This is a genomic window from Shewanella sp. LZH-2, assembly GCF_016859145.1.
Taxonomy (GTDB): domain Bacteria; phylum Pseudomonadota; class Gammaproteobacteria; order Enterobacterales; family Shewanellaceae; genus Shewanella; species Shewanella xiamenensis.
The window spans coordinates 1,979,723-1,999,739 of sequence record NZ_CP069350.1; the positions used below are offsets into that span (position 1 = coordinate 1,979,723).

Genomic DNA, 20,017 nt, shown 5'->3' on the forward strand with positions numbered 1-20,017 from the left:
TCAGTGATGTTCCTGCATAAAAAGACCCCACATATGCTCAATATCGTATTCACGCTGTAAAAACAGGGTGACTAAAAAAAGCATGGTGAAGCAAAAGGTACCCATTCCAAAATAAATATCCGAAAAATCAGACAATTGAAATGATGAGACGAGGAAGCTAATCACATAAATCTCAAGCATTGTCAGCTGCGAAAGGAACCCCTGAAATGTGAGTAATTGTTTGAGACTATGGCGCCAAAATGGGCTCGCAAGCCCCCATTTTATAATCAAAATTTGCGCAAGAATCGATAGGATCAATAAACCAGGGCCAACCACTGCGGCAGCAAGGACGGCTAATCCGACCACCCAATAACCTTGATCGAAGACGGCAAAAGCGCCTTGAAATACCGTTGTTGTGCGAATACTGCCCAGAAAATGGATTTCTAGCACAGGAAAAAAGTTAGCAGGAAAATAGAACACCAACGCGGTAATGCACAGTGCCAACATGCCATTTACTGAACAGTATGGGGTGTCATAAAGTGCGGTGTTGCAACGCGGACACAACGCTCTGACCCCAGTTGGGAGGGCACGTTTCCGAATGGCCAAGTCGCAGGAACGACAGAGGATTACAGAGTTTTCTGCTGTATTGTCATGCATATAAAAATATTATATTAGCCCCAAAGCCACTGAGATTGAGCAAATAATCCGAAAACAACAAATTATAAGGTGAGATATCAAATTGATTGACCCATCTCCACAACATAAAGCGCAGTCATAATATCAGAATAATCAGAACACTTGCATCACTAGTTCACTTTATGTCATTCTGGTTACTGTATATAAAAACAGTGCGAGGGCGGTCATGGCAGTTATTACACAGTTTGTCGTGGTAAGAGAAGGGGTAGAAAAGATGACATTCACATCGAAAAAGGAGGCTGATGCCTACGATAAGATGCTCGACATCGCTGATAACCTCATTCCATTTATTCAGAAAGCGGAACTTGGGATTGATGAAAGTCTAACCGAACAGCTCGCATTCTATTTTGCTAACAATAAAGATGAGCTAACAAACTTGCTTAAAGGCGTGGTTCAAGTTAATAGTACGCCAACAAAACCAAACACAGCCAAAAAAGCGTCTAAGAAGGACGATGCTGCTGAATAATTTTTAGGAAGCATATGAAACCGCAATTTTATGAATCACTGAACCGTCAAGCGTTAGCGTTACTCGAAGGCGAAGATGATTTAGTGGCTGCCATGGCTAACTTTTCAGCCCTGCTTAATGACAACCTAACCGAACTAAACTGGGTAGGTTTTTACGTTATGCGCGGCGAACAGTTAGTATTAGGCCCATTCCAAGGTAAAGTGGCTTGTACCCGCATTCCGATGGGTAAAGGCGTGTGTGGCACTGCAGCACTGGCTAATCAAACTCAACGGGTTGCCGATGTGCATCAATTCGATGGACATATCGCCTGCGATGCGGCCAGTAATTCCGAAATTGTTATCCCTGTTCGCGCTAATGGTCAGGTGATTGCTGTACTGGATATTGATAGCCCTATTTTTGACCGCTTTGACGAAGAAGACCAAAAGGGCTTGGAATTATTGGTAAAAAGCTTCGAAAACTGCCTATTTGCTTAATTTGCGTACAATAACGCATAATTCATAGTCGCAATCGGTGGCGTGCGCCTTATAATAGCGCATGCCCTGATAAGGCTTGTTTGGGCATGGCCCGAATAAACCTGAGAGGTTTAGCCGTAAAAAATGGTTAACTGATATTTTTTAACTTTAGTTAACTCGGCGAGAATGTTAATTTGTACTTTGGCTCAATTGTGAGCTTAACCAAGATAAACGACACGTAAGAAGCTGATTTATATCACCTCGAATTCGATGTCCCTTTTTAACTGTGGAAGTAATGATGGAATCAACAGATAAGTTGACCGACACCAACGCAATTTTGGCGTATTTGTATGAAACATTTCCTTTGTGCTTTATTGCTGAAGGTGAAACTAAGCCATTAAAAATCGGATTGTTTCAAGATTTGGCTGAAAGGTTGGCTGATGATTCTAAAGTCAGTAAAACTCAACTGCGCGTGGCGTTAAGACGTTACACTAGCAGTTGGCGTTACCTCAAATCGGTAAAAGCTGGTGCCCAGCGTGTGGATCTTGATGGTCAGCCTTGTGGCGAGCTAGAGCAAGAACATATCGATCATGCTCAAGCCATGTTGAAAGAAAGCCAAGAAAAAGCCAAGGCTAAGCGTGCTGCTCAAGCTACCAAAGTGGCTCCGGCTGGCAAAGCTCCAGCGAAAAAGGCCCCTAAGAAAGTAGCTGTTCCTGCCCGCAAGACTGAGCGTCCTGCCAAAGTGGCTCCTAAGGCTGAACCTGCTGTTAACTTAGTCCAAGCGCAATTGACCGATTTAGCTAAGAAACAGCGTGTCAATGTTAAGTTAGGTATGACGCCAGTAGCCGGCGTGATCACTGACATTAACAAAGAAGACATTCATGTTCAGCTTGATAGCGGCTTAACGATAAAAGTGAAAGCAGAACATATTCTGCTGTAATCATTTAATCTAACGGAGTAACTTGTTGATGCGAAAACTCATTTTGGCTACATCCATCGCCACTGTTTTTGTCGGATTCTCGGCTTGGGCTGTGCCTCCTACGATTCAAATCAGCGAGTTACCCACTCTCAAGCAGGAAGCGCAGCATAAAGTAGCCAGTAAACGAGTGACAGATTTATACACTCGTTCGCATTACCATCGATTTGCGCTCGATGACGCGTTTTCTGCGCAGATTTTTGACCGCTATTTACAGCAACTTGATTACCGTCGCAATGTGCTGACCCAAGCCGATGTCGACAGTTTTAAGCCTTATATCAATCAGTTTGACGATATGCTGAGTTCAGGTGAACTCGACCCTGCCTACAAAATGTTTGATTTGGTTCAAAAACGTCGCTACGAAGGCTTTGTGTACGCGCTTTCTCTGCTCGATAAAGAAATGGATTTTACCGTTCCTGGTGATGCCTACGAGTACGATAGGGAAGATGTCGCTTGGCCAAAAGATCAAGCTGAAATCAATGAGCTTTGGCGTCAGCGAGTGAAATACGATGCGTTGAATCTCAAGCTTACTGGCAAAAAATGGCCTGAAATTGTTGAGATTCTGCAAAAACGTTATAACAACGCCATCAAACGTTTGACTCAGACCAATAGTGAAGATGTGTTCCAAGCGGTGATGAATGCATTTTCTCGCAGCATTGAGCCGCACACTAGCTATTTATCCCCCCGTAATGCTGAGCGTTTCCAAATGGAAATGAACTTGAGCCTAGAGGGTATTGGCGCGCAGTTACAGCTCGAAGATGATTACACTGTGATTAAGAGTTTAATCGCAGGTGGTCCTGCCGCTGGCAGTGAAAAACTGTCACCAGAAGATAAGATTGTTGGTGTTGGCCAAGAGGGTGGCGAGATCGTTGATGTTATCGGCTGGCGTTTAGACGATGTCGTTGAGCTCATCAAAGGTCCTAAGGGCAGTAAAGTCGTTTTGCAGATTTTACCGAAGAAAGGTGGCTCAAATGCTAAGCCGTTTAACGTCACTTTAGTACGTGACAAGATTCGCTTAGAAGACCGTGCCGCGACTTCTAAAATCATCGAACCTAAAGACGGTGAATACGCCAATCGTAAAGTCGGTGTTATTCAAATTCCTGGATTCTATATGAATTTATCCCAGGATGTGGAAAAGGAACTCGTTAAACTCAACGAAGCGAAAGTCGAAGGTGTCGTTATCGATTTACGTGGTAATGGCGGCGGTGCATTAACCGAAGCCGTGTTACTGACCGGACTCTTTATTGACATGGGCCCTGTGGTGCAAATCCGTGACGCCGATGGCCGTGTGTCAGCTCACCGCGATAACGATGGCAAGACTGCCTACGCAGGTCCGTTGACCGTGATGGTTGACCGTTACAGCGCATCAGCTTCTGAGATTTTTGCAGCAGCATTGCAGGACTATGATCGTGCACTGATTGTTGGTGAATCCAGTTTCGGTAAAGGCACAGTGCAACAGCATAAGAGTCTAGGTCGCATCTACGATATGTACGAGAAACCTATTGGGCATGTGCAATACACCATTCAGAAGTTTTATCGCATTAACGGTGGTAGTACACAACTCAAAGGTGTGACACCGAATATTGCGTATCCAAGTGCGTTAGAGCCTGGTGAGTATGGTGAAGCTGAAGAGAAGAATGCTTTGCCTTGGGACAAAGTACCAATGGCGCAATACGGTACGCTAAATGATATCACCCCTGAACTGGTGGCGAGTTTAGAGAAAAAGCACCTTGCCCGTATTCAAAACAGTGTTGAGTTTAACTATATCAATCAAGATATTGCTGACTTTAAAAAGCATCACAAAGAGAAAACGGTCTCCTTAGTGGAAAGTGAGCGTATTGCATCACGTGAAGCTGATGAGAAGAAAGTGCTCGATAGAACCAATGAGCGTCGCGTAGCCAATGGTTTAGCGCCAGTTAAATCTATGGAAGATATTAAAGATGATGTTGCTGCGCCAGATGCATTTTTAGATGAAACGGCTTATATCACTCTAGATATGGTGGATGCGAAAAAGCTAGCTAACGCTGGCACTAAATAGGCGGAAGTTACGTCTGTTTACCTTACCTTAAAACGCGCTTATGGCGCGTTTTTCTTATTTAAATCAGTGTTAAAGGGAACGAAATGACACAAGTTCAAGCAAAATACCTTAAAGACTACCAAGCTCCCCAGTTCACGATTGAATCCATCGACTTAGATGTTAATCTTAACGGTAAAAATACCGTTGTTAAGGCTATTAGCAAGGTTAAACGTAGCTCTTCCCACGCTAATCCTTTAGTGCTTGATGGTGAAGGATTAACCTTAGTCAGCGTGGCGATTGATGGTCAACAGGTAGCGTATCAAGTTGGTGAAGGGCAGTTGACAATCGAAACGACCCTAAATGAGTTTGAGCTGACCATCATCACCCAACTGGATCCTGAAGCCAACTCAAGCCTCGAAGGGCTTTATATGTCTGACGGTGCCTATTGCACCCAGTGTGAAGCTGAAGGCTTTAGACGTATCACTTACTTCCTCGACCGTCCTGACGTATTGGCTAAATATACTGTGCGTATTGAAGCCGACAAGCTGGCGTTCCCGTTCCTGCTCAGTAACGGCAACTTGATTGACAAAGGTGATCTCGATGGCGGACGCCATTATGTACGTTGGCAGGACCCTTTCCCCAAGCCGGCCTACCTTTTTGCCCTCGTGGCAGGTGATTTTGATCTGTTGCAGGATGAGTTTATTACCCGCAGTCAGCGTAAAGTGGTGCTACAGGTTTTTGTTGATAAAGGGAATTTGCATAAGGCGCACCATGCTATGGCATCCCTTAAAAAGTCTATGGCTTGGGATGAGTCCCGTTTTGACCTTGAATATGATTTAGATATCTACATGATCGTTGCTGTCGACTTTTTCAATATGGGGGCGATGGAAAATAAAGGCTTAAATATCTTTAATACCAAATATGTCCTCGCCGATACTTTGACCGCCACTGATGAGGATTACCATGGTATTGAATCCGTAGTCGGCCATGAATATTTCCATAACTGGACGGGCAACCGTGTCACTTGCCGTGATTGGTTCCAATTAAGTCTCAAAGAAGGCTTAACAGTTTTTCGCGACCAAGAGTTTAGTTCGGATTTAGGTTCGCGCGCGGTAAATCGAATTCACGCCATTAAAGTCATTAAAAACCAGCAGTTCGCTGAAGACTCAGGCCCAATGGCACATCCAATTCGTCCAGAGTCCGTGATTGAGATGAATAACTTTTATACGGTGACAGTGTATAACAAGGGCGCCGAAGTTATTCGCATGATGCACACTTTGCTTGGTGAAGCCCGTTTCCAAGCGGGGATGAAGTTATACTTTAAACGCCACGATGGCCAAGCTGTGACCTGCGATGATTTTGTTGCGGCGATGGAAGATGCCAGTGGTATCGATTTAACCCAATTCCGCCTCTGGTATAGCCAAGCAGGTACGCCGGTAGTAACCGCAAGCGACAGTTTCGATGCTGCATCAGGGCGTTATCAGTTAACACTTAAACAGACTCTTACAGGCTGCACCTCGCCGCTGCATATTCCTTTTAGTCTGGAGCTGTTGGACGATAAGGGACTATCACTGGTCAACCAAGTGATCAGTTTTACTGACGCCGAACAAGTATTTACTTTTGAAGGACTCCGCCATAAACCTGTGGCGTCATTGCTGCAAGATTTCTCTGCGCCAGTTAAATTGCACTATCCCTTCGAAGTTGACCAACTTGTTCATTTGATGCGTTTTGCTTCGAGTGAAGTGGCGCGTTGGGAGGCATCCGTTACTCTCGTTAGCCAAGCAATTTGGCAAAATGTTGAACATTTACAGCAACATCAGACGATGACCTTAGATGAAAGAGTGAAGGATAGTTTTAAAGGGGCTTTACTCGATGAGAAACTCGATCAGGCATTAATGGCTGAGATTTTAGCGATTCCATCGGCTTCCGCTTTGATTGAGCAAACTGATACTGTTGACCTTGATGCGTTAGCGCTCGCGCGTGAATTTGTGCTCACAGAGCTTGCTGCTTACTGCGAAGATGAATTAACGGCACTTTATCGCTCATTAGTTAATTTGGATTGCACTAAAGCCCGCGCCCTTAAAAACCAATGTCTAAATTGGCTTAGCCGAGTTAGCAATGATGCCGAAACCTTTGTGGTAGAGCAGTTTGCTAAGGCTTGTAATATGACGGATTCGCTCGGCGCATTAACGGCAGCCAATGTTGGCTCTTTAACTTGCCGTGACCAGTTAATGGCTCAATTTGAGACGCGCTGGCGTGATACGCCGCTAGTGATGGATAAATGGTTTATGTTACAGGCGACTCATGATAGCGATGATGTGATTGATACATTACGTCAATTACAACAACACGCGAGTTTTAGCATGAGTAATCCCAATCGGGTGCGTTCGCTTATTGGTAGTTTTGCCTCTGGAAATATTTATCAATTCCACCGCGCCGATGGCAGAGGTTATGAGTTTTTAACTGAGTGCCTTATCAACTTAAATCAGCTTAACCCACAAGTTGCCGCCAGAATGGTGACACCGCTGATCCAATTCAGTAAATTCGATGAAACACGTCAGCGTAAGATTAAGGCCTGTTTAACGCGTTTATTAGACTTACCTGGACTCTCTAAGGATTTATTCGAAAAAGTGTCCAAAGCGTTAGCGAAGTCGTCATTAACCTGAGCTCGAGATAAGCAGAGCCGCTGAATAGGCTCTTTTCGAGCCTCTCTGCGTTGCTCTGTCTCACCATCGCTCGCTATGGCATACGACAGAGCGCCTTGATATGCGCACAAATCTGCGCATTCAGGCAGATAATAGATTTTTCGTTTCAAAATAATCATTTATAGCATTGAGTTAGTTTATTAAATTTAGGTTTTTCGACACTCGTTACCCCGAGTTCAGGTTAATTAGAGGAGGAGGGCAGCATTTTGCTGCCCTTATCAATATGGAATTGTATTTTAAGTTAACCCTTAGCTATCAAGATTTTTTACCTTACTATCAAGGGCTGGCCGATAAAGTTGAAGTGCGTGAACGTGAAGGGCGGATCCTTTGGATTAGCGGGCGACATTTTAGGCGTTTTTTAACTGAAAATGGTATTCATGGGCAGTTTAAACTCGTGCTCGACGATAAAGGTCAATTTGTGTCATTGGAGCGGTTGTAGAAACAAATTGTTGATTTTATCTTAGAGTAATTACTTTAAACGGTCGACTAATTACAATTAATAAAACATGATAATTTCTTTGTGATTATGTTAATGAAATTTATGATTTTTTATCTTGTTTTGCCTCAGTATTCCAATCTTCTGCTTTACTAATTTAAATCCCATCTTTGTACTCGATGACATAAATGTGTCTACGTGCTTAATTCTTTAGAAAATTTTCTCTAACTGTGCCTTGCTCATAGGGATTAATTGCTGTAACAATGATGTTACCTGTGAGCTAACAAGATGTTGGTTGTAATTCCTAAAACAAAGAATCCAGCAGGGTACGGAGAGCTAAAATGAAAATTGTTAAAAAAAGTTTTAACAAGTCGGCGCTTGCTTTGGGGGTGGCGTCGGCATTGAGTTTGTTGATGATATCGAATGTTAATGCGGTTGCGTTCGATTGGGGGGAGGTACAAGGCACGTTTGACTCAACGTGGACTGCGGGTGCCAGTTGGCGTGTCGGTGAGCGCGATTGGGATGGACAAATTGGTAAAGTTAACCAGCCACAATTTGATTGGTCGAATTATACTGCGTTTGGCAATACTAAATACACATCTGCTGAGATTTGGGCACAGCCAGGTTCCTATTCAAGCAATAACGATTTAAGTAATTTGCTTTATTCTCAGGGTGATACTACTTCTGAGATTGTTAAAGGATTACATGAGCTGTCCCTGAAGTATGAGAACTATGGTCTGTTTGCTCGTGGCATGTATTTTTACGATCGTAAATTAAACGATGGTAACTATGACTTCAATGATCCGATAACAGGCAAAGAATTCGATCCTTGTGAGGATAATCGTGCTTCAGAAGTGCAATGTAAGGACATCCGTCTGTTAGATGCCTTTGTTTATGCGAATTTTGATTTAAATGACGGTGCCAACCCACTCTCTATCCGTTTAGGTAACCAAGTGGTTTCTTGGGGGGAAAGTACTCTTATCGCCCATGGTATTGGTGAGATTAACCCTGTTGATTTGAACATCCTTAATGCTCCCGGTGCTGAACTGAAAGAAGCCTTTAGACCTCAGGGCATGGTGTGGGCTTCTCTTGGGATCACAGAAAACTTATCGGTAGAAGCTTTCTATCAATATGATTGGGAACCTATTTGGGTGCCAACACCTGGTTCAATTTTTGCGACTAACGATTTTGCAGGCTTTGGTGGTTACAATCAAAACGCACAGTTAGGTTTTAACGCCAACCCTGATATCAACTTAGACTTTGTGATGCAGGAATATCAACGTCTAGCAGGGATGATTGCCAGTGGTCAGACAATTCCAACGCAACAGCTCGTCGCGATGGCATTAGCTTATCCTACTAAAGTCACTTTAGTGCAAGATGAACAAGAGCCAAGTAATGATGGCCAATATGGTGTCAAATTGGGGTATTACGCGCCTGAATTGGGCGATACCGAGTTTGGTTTCTATTTTATGAACTACCATAGCCGCCGTCCGCTGATCAGCGGTACAGCCGCCGATTTTAGCACTGGTGCACTGCTATCTGACTTAGCGGTTCTGGGGCAAAATGCGGGTGATATCAACCGCGAATTACTGCTCAGCTTAAAGAGTTTCTCTAAAGCGCAAATTGTGTACCCTGAAGACATCAAGCTTTATGGCTTCAGTTTTAACACTTCACTAGGCGATACTTCAGTCGGTGCTGAAATTGCCCACCGCCAAGATGAACCACTGCAAATTGATGACGTAGAACTACTGTTCGCAGGTATGCCTCAGCAGTTAGCAAATGCCGGTATTCGCCCCGATTTCGACGGTATTTCACAAATTGATGGAGTAAAGCCTGGTGATACCGTTGACGGCTTTATCCGCTTAGATACGACTCAGGCGCAAGTCACTTTCACTCACCTATTTGGTCCTACATTGGGCCTAGATAACCTGACGATGTTAGCTGAAGTTGGCGGGGTGTGGATCCATGATATGCCTGGGTTTGATGAATTGCGCTTAAATGGTCCGGGAACGGCGCGTTCTGGCGGTAATCCTGATATGCCAGGCATTATTCAAGCGCTGCATAACGGCCCTGAAACTAACCCATTCCCAACCGATTTCGCATGGGGATATCGCCTTGTAGCTAAAGCTGAGTTCAACAACTTGTTTGCGGGTGTGAACATGTCTCCACGGATGATTTTCTCGCACGATGTTGATGGTATTACACCAGATCCTATGTTCCTCTTCACAGAGGGACGCAAGTCAGTCGCTTTGGGTCTGAACTTTGAATACCAAAACCGTTGGGGGGCCGATCTGTCCTACAACAACTTCTTTGGTGGTGTAGGTACAACCAACGCGATGGCAGATCGTGATTATATTTCATTCAATATCAAGTATTCGATCTAAAGGACTATAACAATGAAGAAACTGTCGATATTGGCAAGTGCGGTCATTATGGCACTTGTAGCACCAGCAGCGATGGCTAAAGTATCCGAAGTCGAGGCCGCAAAACTGGGTAACGAATTAACCCCATTAGGTGCTGAAAAGGCTGGAAATGCTGATGGTTCTATCCCCGCATGGGATGGTGGTATTACTAAGCCAGTAGCGGGTTACACTAAGGGGATGCATCATCCTGATCCTTTCCCTGAAGATAAGATTGAATTTACCATTACCAATGCAAACAAAGCGCAATATAAAGATTTTTTGACCCCAGGTCAGATGAAATTATTTGAGCTTTACCCTGATACTTACAAGATGAATGTGTACAAGACTCGTCGTAGTGCTTCCGTACCGCAATTTGTCTACGATGCGACCAAAGCCAATGCGACCCGTGCCGAATTGGTGGCGCAAGGTAATGGTATTTCGGGCGCATCGATAGGTATTCCATTCCCTATTCCAGCTAACGGTTTAGAAGCGATTTGGAACCATATTCTACGCTTCCGTGGTGTGGATGTTGAAACCTCACGTAGCCAAGCGGCACCGACAGCTGATGGTAGTTTCACCTTAGTGGAAACTGCCGAGGAAATCCGTTTCGAGTATTCTCGTCCTGAGATTACTTTAGATCAGTTAAAAGCGAGCAACACCTTGTTTTATTTTAAACAAGTAGTGACTCAACCTGCACGTTTAGCGGGTACTGCGCTGCTAGTTAAAGAAACCATGGATCAAGAAGCTTTACCGCGCCAGGCATGGACCTATAACACAGGTCAGCGCCGCGTACGTAAAGCTCCAAACGTTGCCTTTGATACTCCGGGTACCGTATCCGATGGTCTGCGCACCACTGACGATTTCGACATGTTTAACGGCTCACCCGTGCGCTACAACTGGGAGCTTGTGGGCAAGAAAGAAATCTATATTCCTTACAACGACTACAAATTGCATTCAGATAAGCTGAAATATGATCAGATTTTAAAACCCGGTCATATCAATCCTGAGTTCGTCCGTTGGGAAAAACACCGCGTGTGGGAAGTTAAGGCGACACTGAAAGACGGTATGCGTCATATCTATAAAACCCGCGTGATGTATCTTGATGAAGACTCTTGGCAGGTATCGATTGCCGATCTGTATGACAACCGTAATGAACTTTATCGTGTGGCGGTTGCCCATGGTTTGAACTATTACGAAGTGCCTACCCAGTGGGATACCTTAGAAGTGTTCCATGATTTGCAGTCCCGTCGTTACTTAGCTATGGGCTTAGATAACCAGAGTGGAATGTATAATTTCGATGCCAAACTGAGTGAAGCGAACTTCACCCCAGATGCGCTGCGTCGTGAAGGTATTCGTTAATCAGCCACGGTAAAAGGGGCGCTAAGCGCCCCTCATTAGTTTAAGGAAGTTTGTATGTCGTTTCGCATCCTTCAATGTGTCGCTGCGATAAGTGTTGGTTGTTTATTTTCTTCCCCGTTGTTTTCTGCTGTGCCAGAGCGTTTTCCACAAATCCAGCCGTTGGCCGCATCTTCTTTAGTGCTCGATATTGCACACGCTGGACAGCATTTGGTTGCCGTGGGTGAGCGTGGCCATGTGTTAGTGTTAAATGACAAATGGCAACAAGTTCCGACGCCAACTTCGGTTCAGTTAACAAAGGTTTTCTTTTTAACTGAAAAACTCGGTTGGGCTGTTGGTCACGATGCCACCATTTTGCACACTCAAGATGGCGGCCAAACTTGGTCGTTACAAATGCAGTCGACTGAAATTGAAAAGCCTTTCCTTGATGTGTTGTTTTTAAATGAACAAGAGGGCATAGCGATTGGTGCTTACGGGCTTTTTTATCGCACCCGTGATGGTGGCGCAAATTGGGCTGAGGAATTCCATGAAGAGTTACTGGCCGAAGAAGATGTGTCCTATTTAGCTGAGTTAAAAAATAGCGACCAAGACGCTTATCTGACCGAACGCGCTTCATTATTGCCACATTTTAATCGGATGATTGAGCTTAATGATGGCCGCTTATTATTAGTCGGAGAGCTTGGTTTAGTGGCGTTGTCGGCTGATAAAGGCCAAACCTTTACCCGCACAGGGTTTGATTACGATGGCTCTATGTTCAATGCTATCCAATTGCAGGATTCAGTCTACGTAATGGGGCTTAGGGGGCATGTGTTTAAGGCGGATTTGAGTCTTGGCCAATGGGATGAGATTGAGATGCCAGTTAAATCATCCATCAACGGCGCCATGGTTAGCTCGGACACTAGCCTTTATCTAGTGGGAAATGCTGGCGTTGTTATCCAGTTAAATAAGGATGATAGTTCGAGTATTGTCACTCGTCGCCAAGGGGAAAACTTAGTTTCAATTGCCAAAGATAACCAAGGGAATGTGTGGTTATCGGGTAGCCAAGGGCTACTCACTCTGAAGCCATAAATTATAAAACAACAATAACAGGGCCGATAAGATGTTAGAAAAACTGGTCAACGGATTTGAGTCATTTTTATTCCGCAACCGCGCTTGGGTGGTGAGCATTTTTATTTTGCTGACGTTTTTTTTGGGCTACCAGGCAAGCCAATTAAAAATGGATGCGGCATTCATTAAAAATATTCCGCTCAATCATAGCTATATGCAAACCTACCTCAAACACCAAAAAGATTTTGGTGGCGCCAATAGTATTATGGTGGCGGTGGAAGACACCAGCGGCAATATTTTTAACCCTAACTTTTTTGATACCCTTAAAAATGTCCATGATCAGCTATTTTTTATTCCCGGTGTTGACCGCTCGCAGGTGAAGTCCTTGTTTTCACCTTCGACTCGTTTTACTGAGGTTGTCGAAGATGGTTTTGCTGGCGGCCCTGTTATCCCCGCCGATTTTACGACCACTGAAGCGGGTTTGAATACGGTGCGCGATAACATCGAAAAAGCAGGCATTGTAGGACGTTTGATTGCCAATGATTACAGTGCTGCTATGGTGTCGGCCCAGTTGATGGACTTTGATCCACAAACGGGTAAACCCTTAGATACCATCGCCTTTGCCGCTCAGTTGGAGAAGGAGCTTCGCGGTAAGTATGAAACCGACAAGGTGAAAATCCATATCATTGGTTTTGCCAAGATGGCGGGGGACGTGGCCGATGGCGCCAAAGGCGTATTGCTGTTCTTCGTGATTGCCATTTTTATCACCGCTGTAATGGTCTATCTGTTTTCTAAATCGATTATTCTGACAATATTCCCTCTCGTCTGTAGCTTAACTGCGGTGATCTGGCAGCTCGGTTTATTAACGGTAATTGGTTTCGGTCTCGATCCGATGTCGATTCTGGTGCCATTTCTGGTGTTTGCGATTGGTGTTAGTCACGGTGTACAGATTATTAACGCGGTAAGACGTCGGGTGATGGATGGACAAACGACCAAGGCGGCCTCGGCTTCGGCGTTTCGTAGCTTACTCGTCCCCGGTGGCGTAGCATTACTGTCTGATACAGTGGGTTTTATTACGTTACTCTCTATTGATATTGGTATTATTAGAGAGCTAGCGATTTCGGCATCCTTAGGTGTCGGTGTGATTATTTTCACTAACCTTATCCTGTTACCGCTAGTGATTTCCTTTACTGAGCTCAAAGTTGCGCCACAAGGTGCTGCGCCATCATCGGATGAAGTGCGTGCCGAGGCGATTTGGCGCTACCTAGCAAAATTTGCTACGCCTAAATATGCGATGGTAGTGATAGTGGCAACGATAGCCTTGTATTTTTTGGGGCTGCAACAGGCAAACCAGATGAAAATTGGTGATCTACAAGGCGGCGCGCCTGCTCTGCACCAAGATTCACGTTATAACCTTGACACTTTCTTTATTACTGACCACTTCTCTATCACCACGGATGTAATGACTGTGATAGTTGAAGCTACTCCAGAAGCCTGTACCTATCACGATGTATTGACCCAGATTGATGAGTTTGAGTGGTTGATACGTAATACTCCTGGCGTTGAGTCAACCGTTAGCTTGGCATCCGTGGCGAAAAAGGTAAACGCAGGTTTTAACGAAGGCAATCCAAGATGGGAAGTGTTGCCGCGTACAACGGCGAGTTTAGTGCAGGCGATTGGTCAAATTCCTACGACGTCAGGCTTGTTAAATGGTGATTGCTCGGTGATGCCAGTGTATTTATTTATGCAGGATCATAAAGCAGAAACCATTGAGACAGTGGTTGCCAAGGTGAAAGCGGTCGCGGCCAAAATGAATAATGATAAGCTGCAATTTAAGCTAGCCTCTGGCCCAGTGGGAGTGATGTCCGCAACCAATGAAGCCGTTGCTGAAGCCCAATTACCTATGATGATCTATGTGTATGGCGCAGTATTTGTACTTTGCCTTATCAGCTTTAAGTCATTTAAGGCAACGGTAGCGGTGATTATTCCACTTTATGTGGTCTCAACACTGGCGCAAGCGTTGATGACTCAGCTCAATATTGGCTTAGCTGTTAGTACCTTACCCGTTATCGCCCTTGGTGTAGGCATCGGGGTCGACTATGGTATCTATATCCTGTCGACCATGTCGTCCAAGTTGTCGAATGGGATGCCAGTTCAACAAGCCTACTATGAAGCCTTAGTCGAGCGGGGCAGTGCAGTGATATTCACCGGCTTAACCTTGGCGATTGGGGTAAGCACTTGGTTTTTCTCGGCGCTAAAGTTCCAAATGGATATGGGGATCCTGCTTACTTTCATGTTTGTGGTAAATATGTTGGGGGCAATAATTATCTTGCCAGCGTTGTCGGCAGTGTTTTGGCGACAAGCTAAGTAGTATCAATGAATGGGGAGTTTAACTCCCCATTTTCTTTTGCATAGATAGTCTGTTTTTACGATTGTTTGGTCATTTTGTGTGCTTTAATCGCGTGGCGACTGGATTTCAAGAGGATGTACCACTAAAATTTTCCTCGAAATACAGAGGATTTAGTAATAAACTTCGCGCGACGATCTAGATCACACTCGCTTTTCTCAGATTGTTAAGCCGAAGCATCCAAATAATGAAAAAAAGCGCTGCCATAGACGCTTAAGGAAACAGCAACATGGCCTTGAAAGATGCAATGCCTTCAGTACTACTTGAAAATGTAGTCAGTTTAATTCACGCTAAAGTCCCTAATTCACAAGCCAAGCAAGTTGAACAGTTCGCGACCTGCCTTTATGCCCACATGTCGAAAGACGACCTCAATGCGCGTAATGACAGCGATCTGTACGGTGCCGTTCTCAGTTTATGGAATGCACTGAATAAAACCCCGAAAGGGGAAACTCACCTCAGAGTATTCAACCCAAGTCAGTCTAAACACGGCTGGCAATCGACCCATTCGATCATTGAAGTCATCCAACCTGATATGCCATTCTTGGTTGATTCTGTTGGTATGGCATTGAATCGCATGGGTATTACGGCCCATATGATGTTACACACTCCGCTGGCGATTGAGCGTTCAGCGCAAGAAGTCACTAAAGTAACCTACTTGAAGCAAAGCCCTGACAGCACTGAGCAGGTCGCGGTTTTCCTGATTGAAATCGATCGTCAAAACAGTAGCGCGGATATCAAAGCCCTTGAGCGTGAAATCCAATCAGTGCTTGGCGATGTCGCCGCATCAGTTAATGACTGGGAAGCCATGTCAGCTAAGCTGAGTGAGACTATTAAAGACCTGCCTAAGCGTCCATTCCCCGGTGAGAAGCAAGAGTTAGAAGAAGCGATTAACTTCCTAACTTATCTTAATAATCATCATTTTACCTTACTTGGCTACCGTCAATACGATTTAAAACGTGTTGAAGGGGATGTTGAGTTGGTGCCGAATATGGCCTCGAGTTTAGGCTTAATGAACAAGCACCATAAGGCTCAACCAGAGCAAGGTTTGTTACTATCAAGCTTCTCTGATAGTGCGCGTAAAGAAGCCTTAGATCACAGTTTGTTGATCCTGACGAAGAGCAGCGCCAAGAGCCGTGTGCACCGTCCAGCCTATGTTGATTATATCGGTATCAAACGCTTCGACAAAAAAGGCAATGTGGTTGGTGAAGACAGATTCATCGGTTTATACGCTTCAAACGTGTATAACCGCAGCCCACGTGAGATCCCGCTGCTGAACGAAAAAGTTCAACGTGTATTAGATCGCTCAGGTTTAACGCCACGTTCTCACGATTACAAAGCCCTACTGAACATTCTCGAAAACTTACCGCGCGATGAGCTAATTCAAGCCAATGTGGAAGATTTAGCACACACAGCGCACGGTGTGCTCGAGATGCAAGACAGGGATAAACTGAAACTCTTTGTTCGTAAAGATGGTTTCGGGCGTTTCTTATCCTGTTTAGTGTATGTTTCTAAAGATCGTTACAACACTAAACTTCGCCAAGATACCCAGCGTATTCTGGCCCAGCATTTCAACAGCAAAGAAGATGTAGAGTTTACGACGTATTTCTCCGAGTCAACCCTGGCCCGTACTCACTACATTGTCAAAGTTGATAACAATAATATGGATGTAGATGTGGCTGCCATAGAGAACAATTTAATTGAAGCGGCACGTTCTTGGGAAGATAAGTTAAATACTGCGCTAAACAACGCCTTAGGTGAAGAAGCCGGTACTCATCTGATGAAGCGTTACGCTAACGCCTTCGAACAAAGCTATAAAGAAGATGTATTGCCAAGCTCGGCCGTTGTGGATATGCAACAGCTTGAAGCACTAGATGACGAACACAAGTTAGGCATGTTGTTCTATCAACCGCAGGAAGCTGCGCTGAACGACAACAAAGTGCGTTTAAAACTGTTCCATAAAGATGAACCAATCCATCTTTCTGACGTACTGCCAATGCTGGAAAACTTTGGTCTGCGCGTGATCAACGAGCGCCCTTATGAAGTGACGACCTCAGACGGTTCAACCTTCTGGATCTTAGACTTCTTAATGACGGTCAAAGTCGCCAATACTGACAACATCGCCGATAGCCAAGACAGATTCCAAACGGCACTGTCTCAAGTGTGGCAAAAGAAATTAGAAGATGACGGTTTTAACCGTATCATTCTGGCGTCAGGTTTAACGGGCCGTGAAGTATCCGTACTGCGTGCTTACGCTAAATACATGCGTCAAATCGATGCGACATTCAGCCAAGCTTATATTGAAGAAACCTTTGGTCGTTATCCACAAATCGCTGATTTGTTGGTAAAAATGTTTATCCGTAAGTTCAATCCAAAACTGAAAACCCGCACATTGGGCAAGTTTATGGAGCAGATCAACCTACGTTTAGACGAAGTATCGAGCTTAGATGATGACCGTATTATCCGTCGTTACCTCGATCTGATTAACGCTACGCTGCGGACAAACTTCTATCAATTAGATGCTAAGGGTGAACCGAAGAGCTATATCTCCTTCAAGTTTATGCCTTCGATGATCCCTGAAATGCCACGCCCACTACCGAAATTCGAAATTTTCGTTTATTCGCCACGGGTTGAAGGTGTGCATTTACGTGGTGGTAAAGTGGCTCGTGGTGGTTTGCGTTGGTCTGACCGTCGTGAAGACTTCCGTACCGAAGTGCTTGGCTTAGTGAAAGCACAGCAAGTGAAAAACACCGTTATTGTCCCTGTAGGGGCAAAAGGTGGTTTCGTTTGTAAGCAGCTGCCAACTGAAGGGGGCCGTGAGGCGTTCTTCACTGAAGGCCAAGAGTGCTACCGCATCTTTATTCGTGCACTGCTCGATATTACTGACAACATCGTTAACGGTGAAATCGTACATCCAGTAGATGTGGTGCGTCATGATGAGGATGATCCATATCTCGTTGTGGCTGCGGATAAAGGCACTGCGACCTTCTCTGATATCGCTAACGCTATTTCCCAAGAATACAATTTCTGGTTAGGTGATGCGTTCGCATCGGGTGGTAGTAATGGTTACGACCATAAGAAAATGGGTATCACGGCTAAAGGTGGCTGGGAATCTGTTAAGCGCCATTTCCGCGAAGTGGGTATCGATTGCCAAACTACCGACTTTACCTGTTTAGGTATCGGCGATATGGCGGGTGACGTATTTGGTAACGGTATGTTGTTGTCTAAGCACACAAAACTTGTGGCCGCATTCAACCATATGCATATCTTTATCGATCCAAATCCTGATGCTGCCGCCAGTTATGAAGAGCGTGCCCGTTTGTTCGCACTGCCACGTTCAAGCTGGGAAGACTACAACAGCAAACTGATCTCTAAAGGTGGCGGCATCTTCCTGCGTTCATCTAAGTCGATTCCATTATCTGCTGAAATGAAGCAAATGCTGGAAACGGAAAAGGCGTCGATGACACCAACCGAGTTGATGAAAGAGCTGCTGAAAATGCCAGTCGATCTGATTTGGAACGGTGGTATCGGTACTTACGTTAAGTCTTCCCGCGAAACGAATGCTGAAGTCGGCGACCGCGCTAACGATGCACTGCGCGTCAATGGTCGTGAACTGCGCGCCAAGATCGTGGGCGAGGGTGGTAACTTAGGTTGTACCCAATTAGGTCGTATTGAGTACGCGGCCAACGGTGGTCGTATCAACACTGACTTCGTGGATAACGTAGGTGGTGTAGATTGTTCTGACAACGAAGTAAACATCAAGATTCTGTTAAACGCGTTAGTGGCTGAGGGGGAATTGACACTCAAGCAACGTAACCGTTTACTGGAAGAGATGACCGAAGAAGTGGGTCAAATTGTTCTACAAGACTGTAAAGACCAAACTCGCACGATTTCGGTGACTCAAGTCCGTGGTGCAGAACAACTAAAAGAGCAAATTCGCTTTATCCAGTATCTGGAGAAAGAAGGCAAGTTAGACCGTGCGTTAGAATTCTTACCTTCGGAAGAAGAACTCGCAGAACGTCTAGCTAATGGCCGTGCATTAACGCGTCCAGAGCTATCAGTGCTGGTGGCTTACGCTAAGATGGTGCTGAAAGAGCAGTTACTCACCCCTGAAATCACTGAAGATACATTGTTGAGCCAATTGTTGATTGCATACTTCCCGAAAAAACTTCAGGAACTGTACAGTCATAAAATGGTTACGCACCCACTGCGCGGTGAAATCATTGCTACATCGCTGGCCAACGAGTTGGTCAACGACATGGGGCTTAACTTTGTTCAACGTATGCAAGATGAGACAGGTGCCTCAGTTGCCGATGCGGCGATTTGTTACACTATGGCTCGCGAAGTCTTTGGTTTAGCGGAACTAACTAAATCAATCACTGACTTAAACGGTATTGTACCTGCTGTGGTTCAAGGTGAAATGTTGCACCAGTTACGTCGTAATATGCGTCGTGCATGCCGCTGGTTCCTGCGTCACCGTAATCGTAGTTGGAGCATTGAGCAAACTGTTGCCTTCTTCAAACCTGTATTTGAACAACTCAAAGCGAATGTTCATTCATACTTAGTCGAAGAAGAAGCGGCAGGTATCCAAGCTGAGATCAATGCTCTGATTAAAGAGAATGTGCCTCAGGATGTTGCCTCTACCGTTGCTAATATGAGCACACTGTTCTCTACACTTGATATTGCGCAAATTGCGCAGACAGAAGAGAAGACAGTTGCGCTTGTTGCCGAGACTTATTTCAAACTCGGTGCCCGTGTTGAGCTGCACTGGTTCCTAGAACAGATCAGTGCGCAACCCGTTACTAACCATTGGCAAGCACTGGCCCGTGCAGCCTTTAGGGAAGAGCTGGATTGGCAGCAACGTGCGTTAACGTCAGTGGTTTTAAGAACGTGCAGTGCAACCTGTAACGCACAGAGCGTGATTTCCCAGTGGATTGATACTAATCAAGCCTTACTGGAAAGATGGTTCCATATGCTAGCTGACTTTAAAACGTCGCAAAGCCATGAGTTTGCTAAGTTCTCTGTCGCCCTACGTGAACTTAACCTTCTGATCCTTCACTGCGAAGGGCAAAAGTAAACTT

12 protein-coding genes are annotated in these 20,017 nt (G+C 45.0%); 11 read left to right on the forward strand and 1 reads right to left on the reverse strand.

The window, feature by feature from the left end; genetic code table 11:
• Complete coding sequence (locus JM642_RS08905; protein WP_203433495.1) at positions 1-636, reverse strand: paraquat-inducible protein A; 636 nt, start codon at positions 634-636, stop codon at positions 1-3.
• 205 nt (positions 637-841) lie between these two features.
• Here JM642_RS08905 and JM642_RS08910 point away from each other — a divergent pair, with 205 nt between their 5' ends.
• From JM642_RS08910 to JM642_RS08960, 11 genes are all read left to right on the forward strand, one after another.
• Positions 842-1,141 carry a YebG family protein gene (locus JM642_RS08910; RefSeq protein ID WP_037419285.1) on the forward strand — a complete coding sequence of 100 codons (300 nt, stop codon included), beginning with the start codon at positions 842-844 and terminating at the stop codon, positions 1,139-1,141.
• Between the two features lie 14 nt (positions 1,142-1,155).
• A complete protein-coding gene (locus JM642_RS08915; protein ID WP_037419288.1) occupies positions 1,156-1,614 on the forward strand; it encodes a GAF domain-containing protein in 459 nt (152 codons plus the stop codon).
• Positions 1,615-1,891: 277 nt separating this feature from the next.
• A complete protein-coding gene (gene proQ / locus JM642_RS08920; RefSeq protein ID WP_139122669.1) occupies positions 1,892-2,533 on the forward strand; it encodes an RNA chaperone ProQ in 642 nt (213 codons plus the stop codon).
• Between the two features lie 28 nt (positions 2,534-2,561).
• Positions 2,562-4,607, forward strand: coding sequence for a carboxy terminal-processing peptidase (prc, locus tag JM642_RS08925; protein WP_047533982.1), 2,046 nt, complete (start codon positions 2,562-2,564; stop codon positions 4,605-4,607).
• Between the two features lie 83 nt (positions 4,608-4,690).
• Positions 4,691-7,252 (forward strand): aminopeptidase N, encoded by a 2,562-nt coding sequence (gene pepN / locus JM642_RS08930; protein ID WP_203433497.1) that lies wholly within the window; start codon positions 4,691-4,693, stop codon positions 7,250-7,252.
• A gap of 262 nt (positions 7,253-7,514) precedes the next feature.
• Complete coding sequence (locus tag JM642_RS08935; RefSeq protein ID WP_188871511.1) at positions 7,515-7,730, forward strand: DUF2835 domain-containing protein; 216 nt, start codon at positions 7,515-7,517, stop codon at positions 7,728-7,730.
• 338 nt (positions 7,731-8,068) lie between these two features.
• On the forward strand, positions 8,069-10,111 hold the full coding sequence (locus tag JM642_RS08940; RefSeq protein ID WP_037426466.1) for a DUF1302 domain-containing protein: 2,043 nt from the start codon (positions 8,069-8,071) through the stop codon (positions 10,109-10,111).
• Positions 10,112-10,123: 12 nt separating this feature from the next.
• Entirely contained in the window at positions 10,124-11,488 is a 1,365-nt protein-coding gene (locus JM642_RS08945) for a DUF1329 domain-containing protein (RefSeq protein ID WP_037419306.1), read from the forward strand.
• A gap of 54 nt (positions 11,489-11,542) precedes the next feature.
• Positions 11,543-12,553, forward strand: coding sequence for a YCF48-related protein (locus JM642_RS08950; protein ID WP_203433499.1), 1,011 nt, complete (start codon positions 11,543-11,545; stop codon positions 12,551-12,553).
• A gap of 31 nt (positions 12,554-12,584) precedes the next feature.
• Positions 12,585-14,903 (forward strand): MMPL family transporter, encoded by a 2,319-nt coding sequence (locus tag JM642_RS08955; protein WP_203433501.1) that lies wholly within the window; start codon positions 12,585-12,587, stop codon positions 14,901-14,903.
• 265 nt (positions 14,904-15,168) lie between these two features.
• Positions 15,169-20,013, forward strand: coding sequence for an NAD-glutamate dehydrogenase (locus JM642_RS08960; protein ID WP_037419313.1), 4,845 nt, complete (start codon positions 15,169-15,171; stop codon positions 20,011-20,013).
• The last annotated feature ends 4 nt before the right edge of the window (positions 20,014-20,017 follow it).